Below are 23721 nucleotides of genomic sequence, written 5' to 3'. Positions count from 1 at the left end.
CGACTTAGAGCGCAACGCTCATTTTGTATGTGACAATTAAGAGTTATACAGCAGCGTAGCTGCGGCTATAGCCACTGTTGAACGGCTACGTGTTTATAAAGGGGGATTTGCTTTTTTCATGATAGGACTTCCCTGTTATATAACTCGCTAAATACCAAAGTCTGTTTGAGCTATGCCGCTTTAGATGGTCTTTGATCGCCGCTATGTTCGTTCTTCATTTACTCTTTTGTAGCGCGATTTGATCCGCGAGGCAAGCAATTCCCTCAGCCCTTTTTACCTGCTCCGCTTTCAAGGCAATGTATTTACGTCTAACTAAATGGGAGAAAATTAATGACGTTGTCGGGCTGAAGCCGCGACCTACAAAAAATCGAAGGAACTTGTCCGTAGTTTGAATGAGTCATTCATTAGAACAATGGCATTTCCTTAAAAAAAGCCGCTCCGCTTATCGTGCCCTACGTGTAAGTTTGTAGGAGGTATTTTGATGATTGATGCGGAGCAAGGCGAACGCCAAGAGCAAAGCTAATTGTTTTTATACACAGAAGACCTGTGTGCGACTTTGATCACGTTTATGATCAATACATCGTCCCTTATCTCATAGATGATCCGGTATAAACCTTGTCTTACGCGATAATTATCTAAACCCGATAGCTTGATGCAGCCTTCTGCTCTTGGATTATCAGCTAGACTTTCAATCTTTTGAAGTATTTTGGGTACGTCTTTTTTAGGAATATTCTTAAAATCTTTGCCAACTGACTTTTTGAAAGTAATTTTATATTTTGCCATTCGCTTTCAGCTCATTTAGGAAAGCTTCATAAGTCACTTCTGGCTCATTTACTCGTTCTGAAATGGCAGCGAGGTCTTCTTGATCTTCTCTCATAAGCAAACGTACCGCTTCATCAATTAGTTCTGAGATAGAGACATCAGATGATGCCGCTCGCATTTTTAACGCTTGATGGATAGCAGGCTCAAAGTAGACAGTTGAACGTTTTGATAAATTACTCATGTTACACCTCGACGACTTTTGGAGTTTTGACATTGTAGCGCTATAACGTTAAAACATCAAAAAGCTAATTTATACGAGCAAAGCAAACACCAAAAGCGAGGTCAAACGGCAATCTATAACAGTAACGTCGAGCGGTGGAGTTTGGTTTGCCTACGTCTCCGGCGGAGGTTAATGCAAAGAAAGCTTCGCTTTCGCGGCAGATTACGCTCCGCTTATCGTGCCCTACGTTTGGAGATGACTTGCAGGAAGCAAGGCAAACACCAAAAGCGAGGTCAAACGGCAATCTATAACAGTAACGTCGAGCGGTGGAGTTTGGTTTGCCTACGTCTCCGGCGGAGGTTAATGCAAAGAAAGCTTCGCTTTCGCGGCAGATTACGCTGCGCTCATCGTGCCCTACGTGTAAGTTTGTACGCGAGGTATTTTGGTGATTGATGTGGAGCAATGCGAACACCAAAAGCGAGGTCAAACAACAATCTATAGCGTAACGCCGAGTGGTGACGTTTGCTTATGTTTCATTTTCTATCAATTCGAGCTGTCTCTCACTTCGCCAGACGCGTATGAGCACAATCTCTTTAGCTTGCTTGAGGTAGACAACCCGAAATGGCGCGTGAATCAACTCACGAATGTGATCCATGTTGAATTCAGGAGCAATTCGGTCTGCATCAGGGTGAATTTGAAGCATGCCGCAATGCTTCAAGATAGCAGTGACGAAGTCCTCACCGATATGCGGCACACCCTCCTCTCGGTAATACTTCTGAATAGAACCCGTTAACAAGTACGGTAAGGAACAAGGATAACGCCTTGCTGGCTGAACTTGGGCAGTCAGACTGCTCTTCCCTTTCTTAGCTCTTCGATGTGTCGCTTTGGTGATTGTCCAAAAAGTCGAGCATATTCGCGGCTGAAGTGGGAAGGACTCTCGTAGCCTACTTGAAAGGCGGCGCTTGACGCATCAAGGTTTTCGTTAAGCATTAAACGCTGAGCTTCATTTAGGCGCAACCATTTCTGATACTGCAAAGGGCTCATTGCAGTATGTTCGCGAAAATGATGGTACAGAGTAGTACTACTCATTTGTACATGTGAAGCCAGTTCTTCAATATGAAAAGGTTTAGAGTAATGCGTTCTCAACCAACCAATCGCTCTTGAAATTCGATGGGTCTGACTCGCTGTTGACGCAATTTGCCAAAGTCGACCGGCTAAATCGCTGTTCAAAAGACGAAAGTGAATCTCTCTTATAATAAGAGGAGACAAGGTTTTAATGGCACTTGGCTCATCAAGCAAGGCTAGTAGGCGAATAAAGGGCTCTAATAAGGAGGTCGTAACGCGGCCTATTGCAGAACTGCCACTAATAGAATGCTCATAAGGTGGAGGCATGCCATTTTGAGCAATAATGTCCGCCATTAGTTGCGTATCAAGCTTTAACATTAACCCTAAGCAAGGCCGATCTGGACTGGCATCAAGCACTTGTGAACTGGCGGGTAAATCAAGTGAATTCAACAAAAAATGCTGGGTATCGTAAAGGAAGTTCTGCTCCCCAACCAACAGTTGTTTAGTGCCTTGAACAACAAAAAGCACGCTTGCCTCAATCATACAAGGACAGGGTTCCGTGATCACCTCTCGCCGAAAAAGGGAGAGTTTTTCAATCAAGGTAGGACAATCTTCCTGCCCTATCGTTCTGTCTTCAATCGTCTTAGCGAGTTCACGTTGAATACTGCCAATATCTCTATTCATATACTTACTTTTCGTTATGTCGTTGGTTGAGTCGTCATGTAAGACGCCCGATACATGCTCATTAAATAATAGGTTGAGCCATAACCTAGGTCACGCAAAATTCTCCCCTTCAGGAGTATTAGGCAAGAATCAAGCAGAATCCTGCTAACCAAAAATCACCAGAGCTGCAAAACTAGATTCTAATAAATGCTTTCAGAAAGACGATGTTACATATCTCTTTGTGAATCCTAGCTCAACTGCTTTTTTGCCTAACATTCACTTATCTGGAGAACGATCATGGATAAACCGACTAAAACGACCAATATTATTACCCAACAAGATGTGCCTGATGAAGGCCGTCGTAATTTAATGAAATTAACGGGGGCTGGTATGGTGGCAATGGGAGTTGCCTCACTTACAACGGGTAAAGCCTTTGCTTCGTCCATAAAGCTAAATAATGACTGGGACAAAAAGTTCGCAAAAAGTGACAAGGTTGATCATAAAAAAGTCACCTTCAAAAACCGCTACGGCATTACCCTTGCTGGCGATCTTTATCAGCCTAAAAATGCCTCTAGCAAGTTACCTGCCATTGTTGTTGGAGGGCCTTTCGGTGCTGTGAAAGAGCAATCTTCTGGCCTGTATGCACAAACCATGGCAGAACGAGGCTTCGTGACGCTGGCGTTTGATCCATCTTATACAGGAGAAAGTGGTGGTACGCCTCGTAATATCGCGTCTCCAGATATCAACACGGAAGACTTTAGCGCGGCCGTAGATTGCATTGGTATGCAAACCAATGTGGATCGTGAGCGTATCGGAATGATTGGTATTTGTGGCTGGGGCGGTATGGCATTGAATGCGGTAGCCGTTGATAAACGTGTCAAAGCCGTAGTCGCCAGCACCATGTATGATATGACTCGCGTCATGTCAAAAGGCTATAACGACAGCGTCACCCTTGAGCAACGCACACAAGGATTAGAACAGCTCAGCCAGCAGCGTTGGCAAGATGCAGGCAAAGAAGCACCAGCTTACCAAGCCGCTTACAATGTATTAAAAGGCGGTGAGCCGCAATTCATGGTCGACTACCATGATTATTACATGACGCCTCGCGGCTACCACCCACGTGCGGTCAACTCTGGTAATGCTTGGTCACAGACAACACCATTATCTTTTATGAATATGCCTTTATTGACCTATATTGCTGAGATTTCACCTCGTCCGGTGTTGTTTATCCATGGCGAAAAGGCACACTCGCTCTACATGAGTAAAACCGCTTATGAAAATGCGGCTGAACCAAAAGAGTTGATGGTCATTCCGGGGGCAAGCCATGTCGATTTGTATGATCAGATGGATGTCATTCCGTTTGACAAGCTAACAAGCTTCTTCAAGCAACACCTAGCCTAATCGGCATCGGAATAGTTGAAGTAACTTCTGTACCATGCGTGCTCTTTAGGCTCGCATGGTGCTTTTTTGTAACAATCAAGGCATAACAAAAATCTATGGCACTCACCACATCTGATACTCGTGATGGAACATCAACAAACAAGGTCGATAACACCGCTCATTGGAGTGGCGTTTTTGCCATGTCACTATGCGTATTTACGTTGATAGCGTCCGAGTTTATGCCGGTTAGTCTACTAACGCCCATTGCCAGCGACTTACAAATTTCGGAGGGAATGGCAGGGCAAGGTATCGCGATTTCGGGTGCCTTTGCTGTACTAACCAGCCTTTTACTGCCTATGCTAATTGGTACTATGGACCGCAAAAAATTAATGCTGGTGCTAACAGTCTTGATGGGAATATCTGGAAGCATTGTCGCGCTGGCTCCAAACTACCCAGCTTATATGATTGGTCGTGCGCTCATCGGTGTGGTTATCGGCGGATTTTGGTCAATGTCAGCCGCTATGGCGATTCGGTTAGTTCCCTCTAATAAAGTTCCTAAAGCTTTGGCTATTTTTAATGGCGGTAACGCACTAGCAACGGTAGTTGCTGCGCCATTAGGAAGTTATTTAGGCTCTATTGTAGGGTGGCGAGGTGCATTTTTAGCCATCATACCTATCGCACTAATCACCTTAATTTGGCAGTGGATCGCATTACCTTCTATGAAGGGAAAGGCGCGCAAATCAGGTTCAGGCAATATTCTCAAGGCACTAAAAAGCCGTGCCGTTGCCTATGGTATGGCTGGATGCGGTGCCTTCTTTATGGGCCAGTTTGCCCTATTTACCTATCTACGCCCTTTCCTTGAAACCGTTACGCAGACTAGCGTATCGACACTGTCTCTTCTATTGCTCACCATTGGTTTTTCAGGATTTATCGGTACGCTGATCATTAGCTTAATTCTAAAACGCACGCTATATGGCCTACTTATTGGCATCCCAATTTTTATGGCTGCCATTGCTCTAATACTGATACCAGCCGGAAGCTATGTGGTACCCGTCGCTTTATTGCTAGCAATGTGGGGACTGGTCGCCACTGCTGCACCTGTCGCTTGGTGGACTTGGTTAGCGAAAGCAATGCCAGATAATGCTGAAGCAGGCGGCGGTCTGATGGTTGCCGTGGTTCAATTATCCATAGCGTTAGGCTCAACGATAGGAGGCATACTCTTCGATGCAGACGGCTATCAAAGCACCTTTATTGCTAGCGCAGCCGTCTTGCTCATTAGTGCCTTTCTGACGCTTCAAGCTTATCGCACACCAGCACAATAATGCCACTAAACTTACCGCTAAGGAAATCACGACAATGAGCCAATCACATGCATTAAACCTAAAACAATTTTTTCTATCATTGCTGTTTATAACAACACTGAATGATGCCTATGCAACGCAGCCAACTACTGAATCGAGCACAACTCAAACAACATCCATTCAATCGAAGAAGACTCACATGTGGATCACCATTGGAGAACGTCGATTCGCCGCAACCTTAGCCAATACGGACGCAGCAAAAGAATTTGCTACTTTGTTACCAATGACCCTAGACATGGAGGATCTGAACAGTAATGAGAAGAAATTTGATTTATCAAATGCACTGACGAAAAATACTTATCAACCTGGGATCATTCACAATGGAGATATCATGTTGTGGGGATCGCGCACGCTAGTGGTCTTCTATAAAACCTTTGATACCTCATATTCATACACTCGTATTGGACACATAGAAGATGCAACCGAATTATCACGAGAGTTGGGGCATAGCAGTGTAGTAATAAAATTTTCAAAAGACTAACTCAAAATACCAAGCCCTTGGAAGACATAAGGGGAAGGAATAATGACGTTGTCGGGTTGAGACCGTGACTTACAAAACCAAAGAAAATTGGTCGTTGTTTGAATTAGTTATTCTGTAATGACCAACGGCATTTCCTTAAAAAAAGCCGCTCCGCTTATCGTGCCCTACGCAGGAATCAGGACTAAGCCTGTTCCTTTTCATCATTGAGGGCGCTGTTGATTTCTTTCCAGGTAAGTCCGCTGCCCTTTTTCGCTTCTGTTTTGGTTTGGGTAATCTGGATAATTTGCCCGGCGATGGAGATGGCGATGTCGAAGGGTTTCTTACCAGTGATTTCGTTTAGTCCAACGGGGCAGTGGACGGAGTCGATTTCGGCTTGACTGAATGAGGCGCTGACGAGGCGTTTTTTGAAGCGCAGGGCTTTGGTTTTCGAGCCGATTAGGCCGATGAATCGGCAGTCTTTTCGATCCAATAAGGCTTCCACTAGCTGATAATCCAAGGCGTGGTCGTGGGTCATGACTATGGTGATTTCGTTATGGCTCATGTGGTCGATGTGTTCCAACATGGATTCATACAAAAAGGGTGTAACGTTGCTCGGTAGGCCTTTGATACTGTGGTCTTGAGCAAGGTTTTCACGGCTGTCGACCCATGAGATTTTCGCCTGCATGTTGCCCAATACATTCACCAAGGTGGTCGCCACATGACCCATTCCAAAGATGGTGATCTTAGTGGCGGGCTCTGGGAAATATTCCAGCAGTACGCTGACCGTGCCGCCGCAACATTGGTTGGTTTTGGCGGCAAGGGGAAAGTTTTCCAACACGTGTGAAGGCGATGCCGCATCTTGCAGCATAGCACGGGCTTTTTGGCAGACAGCGTATTCGAGCTGTCCGCCGCCTATGGTGTCGAAGCTGTGTTCCTCGGTAATGATCATCTTGCTGGATGATTCCCGAGGGGCAGAACCTTGGGTGCCGATCACGGTGGCGATCACCCAAGCCTGCCCAGCTTTTTCCACTTCCTGCAAGGCATGAACCCAACTCATGGAAGACATCATAGGCTGGCTTCCTCACTTGTTTTATGATTTTGCGCCGCTTGCATGGCGTAAAACACCGCCTCTGGCGTCGCTGGCACGGCCAATGGTGGCGACATTTTGTGATCGGCAACCGAGGCGCAAGCGTCTTTTAACGCACACCAAACGGAAATCCCCAGCATTAACGGTGGTTCGCCCACGGCTTTAGAACGATACACCGATTCTTCGCTGTTGGGTCGATCGAACAATTTAACGTTGAATTTTTCTGGAATATCCGCCGAGGTGGGTATCTTGTAATTCGCCGGGCTGTTAGTGGTTATACGGCCTTTGTCATCCCAACTTAATTCTTCTGAGGTGAGCCAGCCCATACCCTGTACAAACGCGCCTTCGATCTGCCCAATGTCCAAATCCGCGTTAATCGAATCCCCCACATCGTGCAAAATATCGACTTGCGTGACTTTGTATTCCCCTGTGAAGGTATCAACAATCACTTCGGACACGGCCGCGCCATTGGCAAAGTACAAAAATGGTCTGCCTTTGGCGGCTTTGCGGTCATAACCGATTTTCGGTGTTTTATAAAACCCGGTAGACGACAAAGACACGCGGTTCATGTAAGCCAACTTAATGAATTCAGGGAAGCTCATGGTATCGCTGCCTAAAACCACTTGATCGTTCTCAATCGCAAAATCCTCCGCAGCAATGCCGAAGTGCTCCATGGCGAATTCCTGCAAGCGCCCTTTGATCGTCAAGGCCGCGTCCAGCGCCGCCATGCCGTTCAGATCTGTTCCGGCAGAAGCGGCGGTGGGCGAGGCATTTGGCACTTTATCGGTACGTGTAGAGCCAACGTTGACACGTTGGTAATCAATGCCAAACGCTTTGGCAACAATTTGCGCTACCTTGGTGTATAAGCCTTGCCCCATTTCCGTCCCGCCGTGACTTACGTGCACACTGCCATCCGTATAGATGTGCAGCAAAGCACCACCTTGGTTCAGATGTTTGGAGGTAAAGGAAATGCCGAATTTTACGGGAGTGAGCGCGAGGCCTTTTTTCAGGAAAGGATTTTTCTTGTTGAAGGCGTTAATGGCTTCTCGGCGCGCACGATAATTAGAGCTTGCTTCCAATTCTTCGATCAAACTCAGTAAAACATCGTCTTCAATTTTTTGCCCATAGGGTGTGGTGTTTTTCTCCCCTTGGTAGCAGTTCAGCTTACGAATATCTAAGGCATCTTTGCCTACCGCGCAGGCGATTTCCTCAATCACATTTTCCGCTAAGATCACGCCTTTGGGGCCGCCAAAGCCACGAAACGCGGTATTGGAAACCGTATGCGTTTTACCTCGATAACCACTGATACGCGCATTCGGTAAAAAGTAGGCGTTATCGGCATGGAACATGGCGCGATCTACCACGCCGTCGGATAAATCGGCGGTACAGCCGCATTTGCCCACCATGTCGTATTCGGCAGCGAGGATTTCCCCTTCATCGGAAAAGCCCACTTGGTAACTGTTCCAGAAATCATGACGCTTGCCCGTTTGCACCATGTCATCTTGGCGCGGCATGCGATATTTCACCGGGCAACGGTTACGTACCGCTAGCACCGCCGCCATGCAGCCCAGCACAGCCGCTTGGGATTCTTTACCACCAAAGCCGCCGCCCATACGGCGCACTTCCACCAGCACTTGTGCCACGGGCAAGCCCAACACACGTGCCACCAGCTTTTGCACTTCGGCAGGATGCTGAGACGATGCGAATACTTGCACGCCGCCATCTTCATTGGGAACGGCGACGCTGATCTGTCCTTCCAAATAAAAATGCTCTTGGCCCTTGATGTACATATCCGACTTTAGCTTGTTTGGCGCGGTTTCCAATGCGCTTTTGGCATCGCCACAACTGATGGTGTGCGTTGGCAATACAAACTCTTGGCGTTCCAGTGATTGACGAGGGTGCAAGGTGGCTTCGCGAGGTTTATAGACAATCTCCGCTAAAGCGGCAGCTTGTTTCGCTGCGCGCAAACTGGTGGCTGCCACCGCAAAAATCGCTTGCCCAATAAAGTGCACAAAATCGCCAGCCAATAATAAGTCGCCACTTAGCACAGGCGACACGTCCACTTCTCCCGGAATGTCTGCCTGTACAATCACATCGACCACACCTGGGTAGGCACGAACTTTATCCAAATTGATAGAGACAATGTCCGCATGCGCTTCGGTAGAAAGCCCCGTTGCCACATGCAGTTCGTTCGGCCATTCCGGCATATCGTCAATGTAAACGGCTTGACCTGTTACGTGTTTAATCGCCGATTCATGAACGGGCAAAAGGCCGTTCTTAAAGGCTTTTGTATCGAGTGTAAAATCTTGTGGAAGTTTACGCATGAGTGCTTGCCTCCAAGCCAGTCGATAATAGGGAATCACTCACCGCGTGTCCTGAAAAAGTCACTACGTCAGTGCCGTTCAGTTCCAGCCATGCTTTACGGATCAGGTTACACGCCATGTCCAAGCGGTATTTCGCGCTGGCGCGCATGTCGCTCATGGGGGTTAACTCGCTGCGTAATGCGTCGATGGCTTGGTTTAGGCCTTGTTCGTCGTTAATGGCTTTGCCAGTCAACGCGGCTTCTGCTTTTAAACCTCGAATCGGTGTGGCTGCCATACCACCAAACGCCAAGCGTACATCGCTTAATTTGCCATGATCCACGTCGAATCGAACCGCCAACATGACACTGGAAATGTCGTCTTCCATACGTTTCGATACTTTATAAAAACGGTGAAATTGCGCCAGTTTATCCAGAGACAATTCAAACGAAGCGATTATTTCATCGCTTGCTAATTGGGTTTTCTTATAACCTAGGTAAAAGTCCGCAATGTTCACCGCTCTTGTGCTGCCATCGTGTTTCAATAACTGAATGTTGGCATCAAACGCCAGCAACAGAGGCGGTAAATCGGCAATCGGGGAAGCATTTGCGACGTTGCCACCAATGGTGCCACGGTTACGAATTTGTCGTGAAGCAATTCGGCTTAATAAAGCGTTCATCTGCGGATAAAGGGGCTTGCTGAAATCTTCCAATTCACTGTAGGTGACAGACGCGCCAATCGTTAAAGCCGCTTCACCAATCTGTAAGTGCTTCAATTCAACCACATTCGACACATCGATCAAGGTATTAAAATCACGATAACGCTGAGTATTTTCCAGCATCAAATCCGTACCGCCTGCGATTAAAACAGCGCCTGGATGGGATTTGAGCGCATGAGCAAGTTGCTCTAAATCGTTCGGTTGCAGGTAATTACGGCTGTTTTTGGGTTCTGTTTGCAAACGTTCAAGCTGGGTTTTAACCCGGTCGTTTTTACTCATTAGCTCAACAAAAGACGTTTCTTTAGCGTCCTGCACCTTGATCATGGGCTCTTTAGTCATGGACAAGCCCGCCTCAATGATCGGACGATAACCTGTGCAACGACACAAATTACCAGAGATCGCATCACAAACCGCTTCGCGGTCGATGGGCTGTTCGCTGCGCTGTGTCTTTTCATAAAGCCCAGCCAAAGACAACACAAAGCCCGGTGTACAGAAGCCGCACTGCGAACCATGACAAGCCACCATGGCTTGTTGAGCAGGATGCAATTCTCCCGACTTAGACAAGTACTCAACCGAAACAACGTGCTTGCCAGCTAGGGATTGCATCGGCGTGATGCACGAATTGAGAGTGGAATACGTTAGCTCCCCGTCTTCCAGTGCACCAACAAGCAGCGTGCACGCACCACAATCGCCAGACGCACAGCCTTCTTTTGTTCCCATCAATCCGCGTTTTTCTCTTAAGTAGCGTAATGCCGTAAAGTCGCTAGGGAGCGTGTTATCGTCGATGAGCTCATCGTTTAGTAAAAATTGCAAAGCGCTCTCCTTATTTAAAATGGTCTATAGAATAATAGTTGAAATGCAAAAAGCTGACCAATCGTACAAAGTTTAACTAAAAACTAATAATACAGACTGGACAAGCAAGCGCCAGCGCTTTTTATGAGCATTCTTTTAATAATGCTCCTTCTTTCTAGACTAGCACTCAAAGTCCTATCTCTGCTAAAGAAGCTAAAAGAGGGTGAAGCACAAAAAATATAGCACCTCACAAAAAATAGATCTAAAATCAGAGCTTAATTTAGCACTTAATTGGGAATTCTATGAGACAAGTATTAGCGAATTACACAGCCAGCATTTCTGAGCTAAAGAAAAATCCAACCGCTTTGCTTAACGAGTCTGCCGGTTCAGCCATTGCTATTTTAAACCACAATAAGCCAGCTGCTTACCTTGTTCCTGCTGAAACCTATGAGCTTTTGATGGAGATGGTAGATGATATTGAACTGGCAAAACGGGTCGAATCCCGTCGTGCAGATTTATCCAAAGCGGTCGAAGTTAGTCTAGATGACTTATAAACTAAAACTAAGAACCTCAGGCTACCGCCTAGCTTATGAAGCCATAGACAATGAAGTCGTCTATGTGAGGGCAATTGGCAAGCGAGACAAAGACGCCGTTTATAAAAAACTCGCATCTTGGGCTGGTTGACATCGCACCATTTTGTTTCATAATCGCCATAAAACGCCCTATAGTTCCTTCCACATCTCTCTATAGATTTAAATTTATCCCAATTAATTCAATCAGTTAAATAACTTTCTATGAATCCATAAAAACATGGAACAAATGTTGCTAATTACAAAATACATGAAACAAGCGGGTCTTTAGCCCCTATTAATTGTATGGAGTAAGGTTATGAGTAAGGCAAAGAAAACAGCAATCCGATTGACTCTTTTAGCCAGTCTTGTCTCAAGTGTTTCGGCCATGGCAGCGGATCAGGTGACGTTTCAGTTAGATTGGCTTCCTGGCGGTGACAAAGCGCCTGTTTATGTGGGAATTCAACAAGGTTTCTTTGCGGACGAAGACTTAGAGGTCAAAATCGCCAGTGGTCGCGGCTCCACCGATGCATTGACCAAGCTAGCCACAGGCCAATCCGATATTGGCAGTTCCGACATTGGTGCATTAATGGCCGCAAAAGCCCTAGATAATGTGCCTGTCGTCGCCGTCTACCCCTACTTCACGCAAGCACCTCACGCGTTCTTCGTACTTAAAAGCAGCGGCATCACCTCTATTAAAGATTTGAAAGGCAAAAAAGTCGCCACCTCACCTTTCACCTCATCGAATGCGTTTTTACCCTTAGTATTGCAGCAAAACGGTTTGAGCGAAACGGACATTCAGCTAGTGAAATCCGATCCAGGGGCGCTTGCGCCAATGATGATAACGGGCAGCACTGATGCCATTATCGCTTGGGTCACCAACACAGCACTTTATGACGCACAAGCAAAAAGCGCAGGCAAAGAGCTGATCGAAATGCCCTGGTCGAATTCAGGTTTATCGCTTTATAGCTCGTCTGTTTTGGCGTCTGAGAAGTTCCTAACCGAGCGTCCCGATGTCGCTAAACGCTTTATTAAAGCCTTTGCCAAATCCATCGAGTATACCTACGCCAACTCCGACCAAGCCGGTATCGACTTGCACAAAATGGTGCCTGAAGTGGATGCCAGTATCGTTTCTGCCCAAATTAAGAGCATTTATAACTTGGTCTACAACGACGTGACAACACAAGACGGCTTTGGCAATTTCACTGACGAACGCATTCAAAAAACATGGGAATACGTGGCAGAAGCCAATGGTCTCTCAAAAGATGCGCTCGATCCCGCAACGGCAGTCAACAACCACTTTAAGCCGGAGTAGCCAAATGCAATACAACAGCACCATAGAAAACAAGAAGGTGACGGATGGCAGCGCTAAAGCGGCTTACGTCAGCATGAAAGGCGTGGGTCATAAATATGACCCACGCCCAGAAACACCCATGGTCGTTCAAGGTATCGATCTGGATATTCATCGCCATGAATTCGTGGCGGTGGTAGGGCCTTCTGGGTGTGGTAAATCCACCCTATTGCGCATGGTGGCAGGCTTACTGATTCCATCCCATGGGCACGTTTCAGTGTTCAATTTACCCGTCACCGAACCCCGCGATGACGTGGGTATTGTGTTTCAAAAAGCCAATTTATTGCCTTGGCTAACCGTGCGTAAAAATGTGCTGTTTCCGCTCAAACACAAGTATGGCAGCTATTCTGCCAGTGATGAAAAACGCGCCAATGAATTGCTAGAAATGGCCGGTTTAACGCAATTTGCAGACAAGATGCCAGACGAGTTATCCGGTGGTATGCAGCAGCGCGTTGGTATTGTACGTGCCCTTTTGCTCAACCCAGACATTTTATTGATGGATGAACCTTTCTCGGCGCTAGATGCCTTAACACGAGAACAAATCGGTTTTGATCTGCTCGATATTTGGAAAGAGCATCCAAAAACCGTGTTGTTTATCACGCACTCCATTAGTGAAGCTGTGTTGTTGTCTGATCGCATTTTGGTCATGAGCAAGCGCCCTGGCACCGTGTTGGATTTGATCGAAGTGGACTTACCGCGCCCACGTTCTGCAAAGACCATTAACTCGCCACGCTTTGCCGAGCTAACTGACAAAATTAGAGGCTATATTTATGAACCCAACGTACCTGCCTAACTCTTGGCTTGCACAGCAAGCAAATCGTTTCGCGCCCGCCTTGTTCTTTATCGGCCTTGTTCTGTTATGGGAATTAATCTGTCGTTTCGGCAATGTGCCAAATTATATTCTGCCATCACCTTCTGCTATTTTTATGGCATTTTTTGACGTGGAATTTTCTCGCTGGTTAACCCATCTTTGGGCCACATTACGTGTGGCTTTGATGGGCTTTGCCTTGTCTATCGTCATAGCGATTCCGCTTTCGATTGGCATGATGCGTTCGCAATTGATGAACCGCGTGCTGTATCCGGCTTTGATCGTGATTCAATCTACGCCGGTCGTAGCCGTTGCGCCTTTGATCATTGTATTGCTTGGCACCGACGATCCCTCTCGCGTGCTGATCACTTGCTTGATCACCTTCTTCCCTCTGGTGGTATCCACCACAACAGGCATGCTGGAAACACCGCCAGAAATGATTGAGCTCAGCCAATCCTTGCGCGCTCCGCGTTATCGGGAAACCTGGCAGATTCGTATTCCGTATGCGATTCCTCATATTTTTAGTGGGCTTCGTGTTTCTATTACCTTGGCGATTATCGGTGCGGTGGTGGCGGAATTCGTCGCAGCGGAAGAAGGATTGGGCTATTTCATTCAATTCTCCACCTCGTTCTTTAAAATTCCACAGGCGTTTGCAGGGCTTATCTTCTTGTCGATCATCAGCCTGCTGCTGTTTAAATCGATCCAATGGATTCAAGCGTGGTTTTTTCCGTGGAGCCTGCCCAAAAAGCAATCTTAACAATAGAGACAGATATGACATTAAACACTAAAGACGCCGATTTTTTACGCCAGAGCTTTGCGCTTGCCGAGGAAGCCAAGCAACAGGGTATTCACCCGTTTGCGGCGATCTTGGTTGACGATCAAAACAATGTACTCATGACGCAAGTTAACGGCTACTTGCCTAACTTCGATATGACAGGCCACGCAGAACGCAAGTTAATGACGCGTGCTAGCAAGGCGTATCGCCCTGACTTTATGGCGAAATGCACCATGTATGTCTCTGCTGAGCCCTGTGCGATGTGCGCCGGCTCCGCCTATTGGGCGGGACTCGGACGTCTGGTATACGGATTGAGCGAAGACCGCTTAAAACACATCACCGGCAATCACCCAGAAAATCCTACTTTGGCTTTACCTTGTCGCACTGTATTTGAATCGGGACAACGTCAAGTGGAAGTCATCGGCCCTTGTCTTGAAGAAGAGGCCGCAAAATTGCATGAAGGGGTCTGGTAAATAAAAGCGGTGATTAAAAACGGTCACGAAAACCGACCATGAACTAAGCAATAGAAAACAACCGGAGTAGAAGCTGTCAGATGCCTTTCAGAGGAAATGCATCAGGTCATTGCTCCATTTTCCACTAGGCAAAACACCTAGTTATTTTACCCCTAGGAGAATGGGAGAAAACCATGACACATTCATATTCACTTGAAGAACTGCAACGCGAAACCACGTTTGGTGGGGCTGGCGAAGACACCAACGACCGAGAGATTCGCATTATTGACATGAGCGATTTTGAAAATCGCCGAGAAGAAATCACCGAGCAACTCTGGCTGGCGGCCACAGAAATAGGCTTTTTTCAATTAAGCCATCACGGCATTGCCCCACAAGAAATAGCCGCGGCCTTTGGCGAATCGGAACGCTTTTTCAACCTACCTGAAAGCATTAAAAGCCAATACCCCAGACCCAAAGGCGTCAACGCGGGTTGGGAAAGCCGCAGTCAAATCCGCCCTTCTACGGGCACCAAAGATCAAAAAGAGTCTTATCAGATTACCCAATATCACATGGACGATTTATGGCCGACTGAGGATGAATTACCAGGTTTTCAGGCCAATACACTAGGTTTTGAAAAACAATGTTGGGAAGTGGGCATGAAGGTATTATCTTGCTTTGCGGACAAACTCGGCTTTGATCGAGATTTTTTTACTAAAGCTCACGACCCACGCCAAGCAGATTACCAAAGTACCCTCCGCTTGCTGCACTATTACGCCACCGAAGGGGTAACAGAACAGGGTAATATTTGGCGCGCTGGCGCCCATACGGATTTTGACTGCTTAACCTTACTGTTTCAACACGAAGGCCATGGTGGTTTGCAAGTGTGCCCTGGCGCTGAGGCTCAAACCCAACGCTGGACCAGCATTCCACCCTATGGCGATGTGATCACTTGCAATATCGGCGATATGTTGATGCGCTGGAGTGATGACCAACTTAAATCCAATCTGCATAGGGTGCGCTTACCACGTGTCGACGAATACTGCGGCAGCCGTCACTCCATCGCTTTTTTCTGCCAAGCCAATAAAACGCAGATCATCCAAGGTCCAGCAAAACGCTACCAACCTATCAGCGCGGAAGACTTTCTAACCCAACGCATTCAAGCGAACTTTGTCGATAAATAAGCGCTCAAATTTCACAGATCGTGAACAAAAACCACCATCGATTTTAACAGCAGATCGATGGTGGTTTTTTATAAACGCCTTAAAACAATGCTACAAATCCGCCAATCTAAACCCTGCAATTTTATGCACTTCGCTCATGGCGCGGTCAAACTCTGTTTGCCAGTCATTAGGCGTTCTGGCTTCAAATCCAGCCAATATTTGATCCTTAGTGGCGCCTTTCACCGCCATGATGAAAGGAAAGCCAAACTTCTCCCGATACACATCGTTCAATTGTAAAAAATACGCCAGTTCTTCTTCTGAGCATTGATCCAGCCCAGCACCCGCTTGCTCAGACGTCGATTCCTGCGTCAGTTCACCAGCCAAAGCCGCCTTACCCGCCAAATCAGGGTGAGCGCGTAGCAATATCAATTTTTGCTCATCACTGCTTTGCTCTACGATATGGGCCATGGCAGCTTGAATTTTGTCTATGCTGTCAAAATACTCACTTGGATGCGCCGCCTTTTGACGCCACAATTCTTCTGCCACCCAGCTAGAATGCTCATAAATACGGCTGAATAATGCAATAAAGTCGGCTTCATTTAATTGATTAAGTGTGTTTAACGGGTCGTGCATGGTAAAACTCCAAATTCCAACGATTCTATAAAAACAGCGCTGACAAACAAAACCTCGATACCATAGAAACACATGGCACAAATATTGATATCTATGAAACAATATTTTCAGGCACTTTTCACTTATTACTATGCTACTTGCAAAAAATAGGCAAGATAACGCAATCACCTCAAAAAACACAAAGGAAAAACAATGGGATACTTAACCACACACATTTTAGACACCACCAAAGGCATTGCCGCAGCAGGTGTCAAAATAGACCTTTATAAACACACCACAGACGGACAACGACAACGCATTCACAGCACGCTGTCCAACAACGATGGACGCTGTGATCAGCCATTGCTTCAAGACGATGATTTCACAGTGGGCGTGTATGAACTGGAATTTGCCATTGATGAGTATTTCAATCACAACGACAACCCTAACGACGACGACACCAAAACTCCAAGCTTTTTAAATACTGTGGTGATTCGTTTTGGCATCAGTGACGACAATGCTCATTACCATATCCCCCTACTGGTTTCGCCTTATTCCTACAGTACTTATCGCGGTAGCTAGTCACCGATCGTTTAGCAAGCAGAGACAACTAAGCGAGCCAGAATAGCGCAACATGTACAAAAACCGCACCAAGATAAGCCACTTTCTGTCTCATCGGTCAAAGAAGAAAACAAGCGAGTTTCTTCTTTGACCCGACAGCAAAAATGACCAAGGCCCTAAAACAAAGGTTTCACAAATAAAAACATAGACTCATTTGTTTCATGGCATATTTATTGCCATTTACTTCTTTAACAAAAGATTAAAAATGCGCCAAAACACCTTAATAAGGCGCAAGATTAAAGGAGAATGAGATGAAAGCACTTATTATCGGCGCCGGCATCGGTGGCATGTCTGCGGCAGCGGCTTTAAAACAACAAGGCATTGAATGTGAGATTTTTGAAGCTGTAAAAGAAATCAAACCCGTTGGCGCCGCACTCTCTATTTGGTCTAACGGTGTGAAATGCATGAAGCATTTAGGCATGGGTCATATTATGGATGATCTTGGCGGCCCAATGCACAACATGGCCTACCATGACGGCATAACGGGCAGCGTCATGACGCAATTCAGTCTAGCGCCTTTGGTAGACGCCGTAGGAGAACGCCCTTGTCCTGTATCACGAGCAGACCTACAAAGCCAAATGATCGACTGGTGGGGACAAGATAAAATCCAATTTGGTAAACGCATAGAAAAAGTGATTCAAACAGATACCGGAGTCACCGCTTATTTTACCGATGGCAGCGAAGCCACAGGCGATTTTATGATTGCGGCTGACGGCACTCACTCAGCCGTTCGCGCTGATGTGATTGGCTATCACACTGAACGCCGTTATGCGGGCTATGTGAATTGGAACGGCTTAGTCGAAATAGACGAAAGCATCGCCCCAGCGGATCAATGGACCACTTTCGTGGGTGAAGGCAAGCGTGTTTCTATCATGCCCATTGCGGATGGTCGTTTTTACTTTTTCTTTGATGTGCCCTTACCAAAAGGCCTGGCAGAAGACAGAAGCACCTTAGTCGCGGATCTCACTCGCTACTTTGCAGGCTGGACTGAACCTGTGCAAAAGCTGATTGCGGCCATCAACCCCGACACCACAAACCGCATTGAAATTCATGATATTGACCCCTTCGACACCTTAGTAAAAGGCAAGATCGCCCTACTGGGAGATGCCGCCCACAGCACCACCCCAGACATTGGACAAGGTGGTTGCTCGGCATTAGAAGACGCCGTTGTCCTTGGTCAGTGTTTTAGAGAACAGTTCTGGTCAGACAAAACAAAAACACTTTCTGGGGTAATGGAAGCCTTACAAAACTATGAAGAAGCACGCCGTTTCCGTGTGAAAGACCTTGTTTTAAAAGCGCGTAAACGCTGTGATGTTACCCACGGTAAAGACATGCAAGAAACCCAAGCTTGGTACGACGAACTCAGACAAGAAACCGGTGAAAATATTATTGCCGGCCTGCGTACCACCATTGTCGGTGGACCGCTGGCTTAACCCTAATAAGTCTCTAACAAAAATGAGAAAGTGATCCCCTTTATTGAGGATCACCTTCTCGCGAGTTTTAAAAAACGCTCTCGACTGTTTGTTAAATGCAAACGCATCGCAGCACGTGCGGCGTATGAATCGCCACGCTCGATCGCCGCATACACTTCTTCATGTTCATGATTGACATGAGCTACATCAATACGCTTGCGTGGAACAAGGCTGTTTTCCATGTGTTTCATAATATCAACAAAGTAGTGATTACCTGCTGATTTGGCGATTAATAAATGAAAATTAAAATCCGCTAAACCTGCATCCGACACATGTCCATTTCGATCTATCGCGCGTAAGGCATCCAGCGCTTTGCGTATTTCTACTAGCTGTTCGTCACTGCGTCGCAATGCCGCCAAACCTGCAATCTCCACCTCCAAACCAATGCGTAATTCCAAAATCTCTACCGCATCGTTCACATAATCAAAAGACAAGTCCATTGGACCCTGCCCTTTACTCTGCAAAATAAAAGTACCAATACCGTGTTTGGTTTCTACGTGCCCAGATGCTTGAAGCCGTTGTAACGCCTCTCGCACAACCGTTCGGCTCACTCCATGCGTTTGCATAATGTCTGCCTCTTTGGGCAGTTTGTCACCGGGGCTCCATTCTTTATTGTCTATTTTATGCAATATTTCTTGAACCAGTTTTTGTGCCAGATTGCGTTGTGGCTTGTGTTCTCGATGAGACTCAACAGAAGAAGTTACAGTCGATGAAGGATCATCTTGCATTTTATTATTCCTAACAACTCAAAAAAGTCATCATACAACATGTAATAGAAATACGGAAAATTAAAAAATAGAAGGATTATTTGATCATAAAAATCACGTTTCCTGAGATAAAGACAGCATAAGAACAAGAGAAAACGATATTAGACCTGAAAATAAAAAATAGTCATCATATCTCTTGACCAATAAAAAGTTAGTTGTATGATGTACTACATCAAAACATTAAAGCTCATTAAAAGAGACTTTCTTAGCCATGAAAATTACAAAAATAACAGTCAGGCGAATCGCTATTCCCTTTACTGCCGGAACAAGAAAAATCGCTCAGGTTAAAGAGGAAGACAAATTCAACGGCGCCTCTCCTAACATAGATAAAATGGAATCACTTCTTGTTGAAGTGGCAACCGATACAGGGCTGATTGGCTGGGGCGAGGCTTTCGGACACGCCTCCAACATCGTAACCTATGCGGCTTTGGAGCACCTTGTTGCACCTATGTTTCTTGGTAAAGACGTGGCGAATTACGAAAAAGATTTGTATGCCGCAAAACGTGCTTTACACAGCTTTGGTGGTTCTGGTCCCATGCTCTACGCTCTGTCTGCCGTCGATATTGCTATTTGGGACTTAAAAGCACAGCAAGCCAAACAACCTCTGTATAAATTTCTCGGCGGCACCACAGGTAAGATTAGTCTTTACGCCAGTTTAGTAAGCTACGGAAACGAACCTGCAAAAGTTCGTGACAATGTCCTTCGCACCGCCAATGCGGGCTTCAAAAAAATCAAACTGCACGAGACAACTTATGCCGCTATTGAAGCGGCCCGTAAGGCTTTACCTGACGACATAGAGCTAATGGTGGACGTGAATTGTCCTTGGGATCTCGTCGACGCTACTCGCAAAGTCACGGAGTTAAAATCGCTTAACCTGAGCTGGATAGAAGAACCTGTTTGGCCACCAGAGAATTGCGCTCAACTAGCAGCTATTCGCCAGATTGGCGTTCCCATCTCTGCGGGCGAAAATGCCTCAGGTCCAGAGGGGTTTGAGCAGTTATTTACAACGGGAGCGATTGATATTGCACAACCAAGCGTTAGCAAAATAGGCGGCATCACAGGTATGTACGATGTTTGCAAACGCGCCGAGCATCATCGGGTAAAAGTGATCCCACATTGCTTTTATTATGGTGCGGGTATGGTTGCTACTGCCCATTTTATCGCAGCCAACATGCCTGAGACTTCATTAGAAATTCCTTTTATTGAATTAGGTGATCATCTTCACCCACTCAATGAATGCCCTGCGACTTATGATCTTGGAGACGCCTTTGGATTAGGGTTTTCACCCGAGCCCAGAATTCTAGAAAAGTACACGATCGCAAGCTGCATTATACGCAGCAAATAGCACAATATTTCTTAGCACAATAAAAATAATCTACGCTCGAAGCGTATACAGGAGAAGACCATGTTCACACGCAAAACCCTTGCCGCTCTGACTATTTCATCAGCCCTTGCCGTCACACCTGCCGCTTACGCCGCGAAAATGATTACGGTAGCTAACTTTTTCCCTGATACTCACCCTAACAGCATCGCCTTAAAAGAGACTTTTAAAAATGAGGTCGAGAGCTTAAGCAAGGGAGAGTTAAAGGTCAAAGTGTTTAGTAATGGCGTTTTAGGCGCAGAAGAAAAGCTTTATAACTCTGTGCGAGGCGGTACAGTAAACATGGCAATTCTCGGTACTATCATGGATAAGGAAGTACAAAATGTGGGGATTATTCAACTGCCTTTCCTATTTAAAAACTACGAACATGCTCAAAACGCATTAAACAGCGATATCGGCCAAAAACTGGTCAATGATATGGATACCAATACAGGACTTCATTTTCTTGCTTACGGTGTACAAGGGTTTCGTGTTGTCGCCAGTAACCGAGAAATTGCGTCTATGGATGACTTCCAAGGCTTACGCCTTCGCTTCCCAGGGATTTCTAGCATGATAGAGATCGGCAAAAACCTCGGTGCGAACATTACACCGTTACCTATTTCCGATGTATTTAGCGCCTTAGAGCAAGGTGTTGTCGATGGTGTAGAGAACCCTTACCCAAATATCGTTGCATCAAAATGGTATGAAATCGTGAAATACATCACAGAAACTAACCATGTGTTCACACCGAATTTGTACCTAATGAACAACTCTTTTTGGAACTCGCTGACCAAAGAGCAACAACAAGTTGTTTCTACTGCCGCGCAAAATGCCGCAAAACAAGAGTGGAGCTTGTTGATCAAACAAGAGAGTGAGAACAAAGCCAAGCTTGAACAAGATGGCGTTAAAATTACTGTACCAGATCCAGCCTTTCACGATGCCTTAATCAAGGCAGAAGAGTCTGCTTATGAAAATTATTACACTTCGCATCCGGATGCTCGCGACATTGTGAAAGAAATCATTGCTGCTGGCGAAAAATAAAAAATAACCAAGAGGGCCTTATTAAGCCCTCTTTTTACATAAGAATCGGCCTTACTCTATTTACTGCACGGCTTAACTAACTAAGAGCATCATCATGATTAAAAAGCTGTCTCGCTCTGTAGACTTACTACTTGGAATCGGCATGGCGAGTTGTTTAACCGTTATGTCTTGTCTCGTTTTTTCGAACGTTATTCTGCGTTATTTGTTTGACTCTGGTATCACTTGGTCAGAAGAAATGTCACGCTATTTATTTGTTTTTATGATTTTTCTTGGCACCACACGAGCCATGAAGCTAAATCAACATTTGAACGTCGATGTATTCATCAAACTCCTACCATTCAAATGGCTAAGAGTTTCATTACAGCTGGTTTCAGCCGCCCTAATGCTTTACGCATTATGGTTACTCATAGACGGTAGCTGGCAATTATTGCATATCAATATAAACACGCTGGGACCCGCAACCAATATGCCGTTGTGGTTACTCTATGCAGGCTCGATGGGTATGGGCATTTGCATGTGTTTATTCATTGTCTTTGGCATTAAACGTTTATTTGAAAATGAACAACAAAATGCTCTCAACGAGAATAAAAATCATCAAGAAGGAGAGGCATAATGGAGTTGGTCATTTTTGCTGGCGCATTATTTGCGGCCATTTTTGTCGGTATGCCTATCGCTTTTGCACTTATCATGACAGGCATGGCGTTGATGTTTTATATGGGCATATTTAACAGCCAATTAATTGCAGAAAATCTAGTCAGTGGCAGTAACAACTTTTCGCTAATGGCCATTCCCTTTTTCATACTGGCGGGAGAGTTAATGAATGCGGGCGGTATTACTCGCCGAATTATTGATTTGGGCATGTCGATGCTTGGTCACAAAAAAGGTGGCATGGGCTATGTCACGATTGTAGCAGCAATACTGTTTGCCTCTTTGTCTGGCTCTGCGGTTGCCGATACTGTTGCCCTTGGTGCCATATTAATCCCCCTGATGACCAAAGCGGGATATGACCATAACCGATCCTGCGGGCTTATTGCGTCTAGTGGCATTATTGCGCCCATTTTACCGCCCAGCATCCCGCTTATTTTATTTGGCGTCACCAGCGGTGTATCTATTTCACAGCTTTTTATTGCAGGCTTAGCGCCAGGGCTTATGATGGGCGTTTTGCTTATTTTTGTCTGGTGGTACGTAACGCGCAAAGAAGACATTAAGCTATTAGAAAAAGCCAGCCTTAGTGAGCGGTTAACCGCATTAAAAAATGCGTTATGGGCACTCATCCTACCGGTCATTATTGTCGTTGGTCTGCGTTTTGGTATTTTCACCCCAACTGAGGCGGGGGCCGTAGCGGCTTTTTATGCCCTGTTTATTGGTACTTTTGTTTACCGTGAACTCACTCCAAAACGTCTTTTCGGTGTATTAGTCAACTGTGCAACACTCACGAGCATTATCATGTTCCTTGTCGCAGCATCGTCTATTGCCGCTTGGATGATCACCATGGCTGATATACCCGGCGCGGTATCCGAATTACTACAACAATGGAAAGACGACCCCACCACGCTCATGATCATCATCAACGTGTTAGTCCTAATCATTGGTATGACAATGGATCTTGCGCCAGTCATTTTAATTTTGACTCCAGTTCTCATGCCTGTTGTTACGGCCGCAGGTATTGACCCTGTTTACTTTGGGATCGTCTTTGTACTCAATCTCAGTATTGGCTTGCTTACACCGCCAGTAGGTACAGTATTAGCGGCAATATCCAGTGTTGGGAACACAAGCATGGGGGCAGTAACCAAAGGCATTGCTCCTTTTCTACTGGCTCAACTCGCCTTATTGGTTGCTTTGATTTTGTTTCCGTCTTTGGTTATGGTGCCTTTTAACGCCTTATACCATTAGCAAATAACAATAAGGGGGTATATTGACATTCT

At 45.9% G+C, this 23721-nt stretch carries 24 protein-coding genes; 15 read left to right on the top strand and 9 right to left on the bottom strand.

Annotated features, from left to right (window positions below):
- Positions 1 to 519 precede the first annotated feature (519 nt).
- From DKT73_RS01115 to DKT73_RS01100, 4 genes are all read right to left on the bottom strand, one after another.
- Positions 520 to 783 carry a type II toxin-antitoxin system RelE family toxin gene (locus DKT73_RS01115; RefSeq protein WP_111636769.1) on the bottom strand — a complete coding sequence of 88 codons (264 nt, stop codon included), beginning with the start codon at positions 781 to 783 and terminating at the stop codon, positions 520 to 522.
- Positions 770 to 1003: an RH3 domain-containing protein gene (locus DKT73_RS01110; RefSeq protein ID WP_111636768.1), complete on the bottom strand. Its 234-nt coding sequence runs from the start codon at positions 1001 to 1003 to the stop codon at positions 770 to 772. The genes DKT73_RS01115 and DKT73_RS01110 overlap by 14 nt, the downstream gene beginning before the upstream one ends.
- A 505-nt stretch (positions 1004 to 1508) precedes the next feature.
- On the bottom strand, positions 1509 to 1778 hold the full coding sequence (locus DKT73_RS01105; protein WP_111636767.1) for a type II toxin-antitoxin system RelE/ParE family toxin: 270 nt from the start codon (positions 1776 to 1778) through the stop codon (positions 1509 to 1511).
- A 47-nt stretch (positions 1779 to 1825) separates the two neighbouring features.
- The gene (locus DKT73_RS01100; RefSeq protein ID WP_111636766.1) at positions 1826 to 2731 is read right to left on the bottom strand and encodes an AraC family transcriptional regulator; all 906 of its coding nucleotides are present in this window, start codon (positions 2729 to 2731) and stop codon (positions 1826 to 1828) included.
- A 276-nt stretch (positions 2732 to 3007) separates the two neighbouring features.
- Here DKT73_RS01100 and DKT73_RS01095 point away from each other — a divergent pair, with 276 nt between their 5' ends.
- From DKT73_RS01095 to DKT73_RS01085, 3 genes are all read left to right on the top strand, one after another.
- Positions 3008 to 4111: an alpha/beta hydrolase gene (locus DKT73_RS01095; RefSeq protein WP_111636765.1), complete on the top strand. Its 1104-nt coding sequence runs from the start codon at positions 3008 to 3010 to the stop codon at positions 4109 to 4111.
- Positions 4112 to 4206: 95 nt separating this feature from the next.
- Positions 4207 to 5412: an MFS transporter gene (locus tag DKT73_RS01090; protein ID WP_111636764.1), complete on the top strand. Its 1206-nt coding sequence runs from the start codon at positions 4207 to 4209 to the stop codon at positions 5410 to 5412.
- Positions 5413 to 5446: 34 nt separating this feature from the next.
- Positions 5447 to 5932, top strand: a complete 486-nt coding sequence (locus DKT73_RS01085; RefSeq protein ID WP_198666509.1) for a cyclophilin-like fold protein — start codon at positions 5447 to 5449, stop codon at positions 5930 to 5932.
- Between the two features lie 181 nt (positions 5933 to 6113).
- On the opposite strand, the gene xdhC is transcribed toward DKT73_RS01085, so the two are convergent.
- The 3 genes from xdhC to xdhA are packed head-to-tail and all read right to left on the bottom strand — an operon-like array spanning position 6114 to position 10829.
- A complete protein-coding gene (gene xdhC / locus DKT73_RS01080) occupies positions 6114 to 6980 on the bottom strand; it encodes a xanthine dehydrogenase accessory protein XdhC (protein WP_111636763.1) in 867 nt (288 codons plus the stop codon).
- A complete protein-coding gene (gene xdhB / locus DKT73_RS01075) occupies positions 6977 to 9322 on the bottom strand; it encodes a xanthine dehydrogenase molybdopterin binding subunit (RefSeq protein WP_111636762.1) in 2346 nt (781 codons plus the stop codon). Before xdhB ends, xdhC begins: the two co-directional genes overlap by 4 nt.
- Positions 9315 to 10829 carry a xanthine dehydrogenase small subunit gene (gene xdhA, locus DKT73_RS01070; protein ID WP_111636761.1) on the bottom strand — a complete coding sequence of 505 codons (1515 nt, stop codon included), beginning with the start codon at positions 10827 to 10829 and terminating at the stop codon, positions 9315 to 9317. The genes xdhB and xdhA overlap by 8 nt, the downstream gene beginning before the upstream one ends.
- 281 nt (positions 10830 to 11110) lie before the next feature.
- On the opposite strand from xdhA, the gene DKT73_RS01065 reads away from it, so the two are divergent.
- From DKT73_RS01065 to DKT73_RS01035, 6 genes are all read left to right on the top strand, one after another.
- Positions 11111 to 11362 carry a type II toxin-antitoxin system Phd/YefM family antitoxin gene (locus tag DKT73_RS01065; RefSeq protein WP_111636760.1) on the top strand — a complete coding sequence of 84 codons (252 nt, stop codon included), beginning with the start codon at positions 11111 to 11113 and terminating at the stop codon, positions 11360 to 11362.
- A gap of 334 nt (positions 11363 to 11696) precedes the next feature.
- Positions 11697 to 12692, top strand: coding sequence for an ABC transporter substrate-binding protein (locus DKT73_RS01055; RefSeq protein ID WP_111636759.1), 996 nt, complete (start codon positions 11697 to 11699; stop codon positions 12690 to 12692).
- Positions 12693 to 12696: 4 nt separating this feature from the next.
- Positions 12697 to 13521, top strand: a complete 825-nt coding sequence (locus DKT73_RS01050; protein ID WP_111636758.1) for an ABC transporter ATP-binding protein — start codon at positions 12697 to 12699, stop codon at positions 13519 to 13521.
- On the top strand, positions 13499 to 14293 hold the full coding sequence (locus DKT73_RS01045; RefSeq protein WP_111636757.1) for an ABC transporter permease: 795 nt from the start codon (positions 13499 to 13501) through the stop codon (positions 14291 to 14293). The genes DKT73_RS01050 and DKT73_RS01045 overlap by 23 nt, the downstream gene beginning before the upstream one ends.
- 14 nt (positions 14294 to 14307) lie before the next feature.
- On the top strand, positions 14308 to 14784 hold the full coding sequence (locus DKT73_RS01040; protein ID WP_111636756.1) for a nucleoside deaminase: 477 nt from the start codon (positions 14308 to 14310) through the stop codon (positions 14782 to 14784).
- Positions 14785 to 14957: 173 nt separating this feature from the next.
- On the top strand, positions 14958 to 15944 hold the full coding sequence (locus DKT73_RS01035; protein ID WP_111636755.1) for an isopenicillin N synthase family dioxygenase: 987 nt from the start codon (positions 14958 to 14960) through the stop codon (positions 15942 to 15944).
- A 90-nt stretch (positions 15945 to 16034) separates the two neighbouring features.
- On the opposite strand, the gene uraD is transcribed toward DKT73_RS01035, so the two are convergent.
- Complete coding sequence (uraD, locus tag DKT73_RS01030) at positions 16035 to 16556, bottom strand: 2-oxo-4-hydroxy-4-carboxy-5-ureidoimidazoline decarboxylase (protein ID WP_111636754.1); 522 nt, start codon at positions 16554 to 16556, stop codon at positions 16035 to 16037.
- Positions 16557 to 16748: 192 nt separating this feature from the next.
- On the opposite strand from uraD, the gene uraH reads away from it, so the two are divergent.
- Both uraH and hpxO read left to right on the top strand, forming a co-directional pair.
- Complete coding sequence (gene uraH / locus DKT73_RS01025) at positions 16749 to 17117, top strand: hydroxyisourate hydrolase (protein ID WP_111636753.1); 369 nt, start codon at positions 16749 to 16751, stop codon at positions 17115 to 17117.
- Between the two features lie 290 nt (positions 17118 to 17407).
- A complete protein-coding gene (gene hpxO / locus DKT73_RS01020) occupies positions 17408 to 18589 on the top strand; it encodes an FAD-dependent urate hydroxylase HpxO (protein WP_111636752.1) in 1182 nt (393 codons plus the stop codon).
- Positions 18590 to 18639: 50 nt separating this feature from the next.
- Here hpxO and DKT73_RS01015 read toward each other — a convergent pair whose 3' ends face one another.
- A complete protein-coding gene (locus tag DKT73_RS01015; RefSeq protein WP_111636751.1) occupies positions 18640 to 19356 on the bottom strand; it encodes a FadR/GntR family transcriptional regulator in 717 nt (238 codons plus the stop codon).
- 250 nt (positions 19357 to 19606) lie between these two features.
- On the opposite strand from DKT73_RS01015, the gene DKT73_RS01010 reads away from it, so the two are divergent.
- The 4 genes from DKT73_RS01010 to DKT73_RS00995 all read left to right on the top strand — a co-directional run bounded on the left by DKT73_RS01010 (position 19607) and on the right by DKT73_RS00995 (position 23689).
- Entirely contained in the window at positions 19607 to 20740 is a 1134-nt protein-coding gene (locus tag DKT73_RS01010; protein WP_111636750.1) for a mandelate racemase/muconate lactonizing enzyme family protein, read from the top strand.
- A gap of 60 nt (positions 20741 to 20800) precedes the next feature.
- Positions 20801 to 21796 carry a TRAP transporter substrate-binding protein gene (locus DKT73_RS01005; protein WP_111636749.1) on the top strand — a complete coding sequence of 332 codons (996 nt, stop codon included), beginning with the start codon at positions 20801 to 20803 and terminating at the stop codon, positions 21794 to 21796.
- Between the two features lie 94 nt (positions 21797 to 21890).
- Positions 21891 to 22409: a TRAP transporter small permease gene (locus DKT73_RS01000; protein WP_111636748.1), complete on the top strand. Its 519-nt coding sequence runs from the start codon at positions 21891 to 21893 to the stop codon at positions 22407 to 22409.
- Positions 22409 to 23689 (top strand): TRAP transporter large permease, encoded by a 1281-nt coding sequence (locus DKT73_RS00995; protein WP_111636747.1) that lies wholly within the window; start codon positions 22409 to 22411, stop codon positions 23687 to 23689. Before DKT73_RS01000 ends, DKT73_RS00995 begins: the two co-directional genes overlap by 1 nt.
- The last annotated feature ends 32 nt before the right edge of the window (positions 23690 to 23721 follow it).

The organism is Marinomonas shanghaiensis, assembly GCF_003259175.1.
Classification (GTDB): Bacteria; Pseudomonadota; Gammaproteobacteria; order Pseudomonadales; family Marinomonadaceae; genus Marinomonas; species Marinomonas shanghaiensis.
This window is presented reverse-complemented; position numbering and strand designations above follow the sequence as displayed.

What these genes read in the sequence shown, in the direction of transcription:
- DKT73_RS01115 (WP_111636769.1), bottom strand. Translation starts at nt 783, where the DNA reads ATGGCAAAATATAAAATTACTTTCAAAAAGTCAGTTGGCAAAGATTTT.
- DKT73_RS01110 (WP_111636768.1), bottom strand. Translation starts at nt 1,003, where the DNA reads ATGAGTAATTTATCAAAACGTTCAACTGTCTACTTTGAGCCTGCTATC.
- DKT73_RS01100 (WP_111636766.1), bottom strand. Translation starts at nt 2,731, where the DNA reads ATGAATAGAGATATTGGCAGTATTCAACGTGAACTCGCTAAGACGATT.
- DKT73_RS01095 (WP_111636765.1), top strand. Translation starts at nt 3,008, where the DNA reads ATGGATAAACCGACTAAAACGACCAATATTATTACCCAACAAGATGTG.
- DKT73_RS01090 (WP_111636764.1), top strand. Translation starts at nt 4,207, where the DNA reads ATGGCACTCACCACATCTGATACTCGTGATGGAACATCAACAAACAAG.
- DKT73_RS01085 (WP_198666509.1), top strand. Translation starts at nt 5,447, where the DNA reads ATGAGCCAATCACATGCATTAAACCTAAAACAATTTTTTCTATCATTG.
- xdhC (WP_111636763.1), bottom strand. Translation starts at nt 6,980, where the DNA reads ATGATGTCTTCCATGAGTTGGGTTCATGCCTTGCAGGAAGTGGAAAAA.
- xdhB (WP_111636762.1), bottom strand. Translation starts at nt 9,322, where the DNA reads ATGCGTAAACTTCCACAAGATTTTACACTCGATACAAAAGCCTTTAAG.
- DKT73_RS01065 (WP_111636760.1), top strand. Translation starts at nt 11,111, where the DNA reads ATGAGACAAGTATTAGCGAATTACACAGCCAGCATTTCTGAGCTAAAG.
- DKT73_RS01055 (WP_111636759.1), top strand. Translation starts at nt 11,697, where the DNA reads ATGAGTAAGGCAAAGAAAACAGCAATCCGATTGACTCTTTTAGCCAGT.
- DKT73_RS01050 (WP_111636758.1), top strand. Translation starts at nt 12,697, where the DNA reads ATGCAATACAACAGCACCATAGAAAACAAGAAGGTGACGGATGGCAGC.
- DKT73_RS01045 (WP_111636757.1), top strand. Translation starts at nt 13,499, where the DNA reads ATGAACCCAACGTACCTGCCTAACTCTTGGCTTGCACAGCAAGCAAAT.
- DKT73_RS01040 (WP_111636756.1), top strand. Translation starts at nt 14,308, where the DNA reads ATGACATTAAACACTAAAGACGCCGATTTTTTACGCCAGAGCTTTGCG.
- DKT73_RS01035 (WP_111636755.1), top strand. Translation starts at nt 14,958, where the DNA reads ATGACACATTCATATTCACTTGAAGAACTGCAACGCGAAACCACGTTT.
- uraD (WP_111636754.1), bottom strand. Translation starts at nt 16,556, where the DNA reads ATGCACGACCCGTTAAACACACTTAATCAATTAAATGAAGCCGACTTT.
- uraH (WP_111636753.1), top strand. Translation starts at nt 16,749, where the DNA reads ATGGGATACTTAACCACACACATTTTAGACACCACCAAAGGCATTGCC.
- hpxO (WP_111636752.1), top strand. Translation starts at nt 17,408, where the DNA reads ATGAAAGCACTTATTATCGGCGCCGGCATCGGTGGCATGTCTGCGGCA.
- DKT73_RS01015 (WP_111636751.1), bottom strand. Translation starts at nt 19,356, where the DNA reads ATGCAAGATGATCCTTCATCGACTGTAACTTCTTCTGTTGAGTCTCAT.
- DKT73_RS01010 (WP_111636750.1), top strand. Translation starts at nt 19,607, where the DNA reads ATGAAAATTACAAAAATAACAGTCAGGCGAATCGCTATTCCCTTTACT.
- DKT73_RS01005 (WP_111636749.1), top strand. Translation starts at nt 20,801, where the DNA reads ATGTTCACACGCAAAACCCTTGCCGCTCTGACTATTTCATCAGCCCTT.
- DKT73_RS01000 (WP_111636748.1), top strand. Translation starts at nt 21,891, where the DNA reads ATGATTAAAAAGCTGTCTCGCTCTGTAGACTTACTACTTGGAATCGGC.
- DKT73_RS00995 (WP_111636747.1), top strand. Translation starts at nt 22,409, where the DNA reads ATGGAGTTGGTCATTTTTGCTGGCGCATTATTTGCGGCCATTTTTGTC.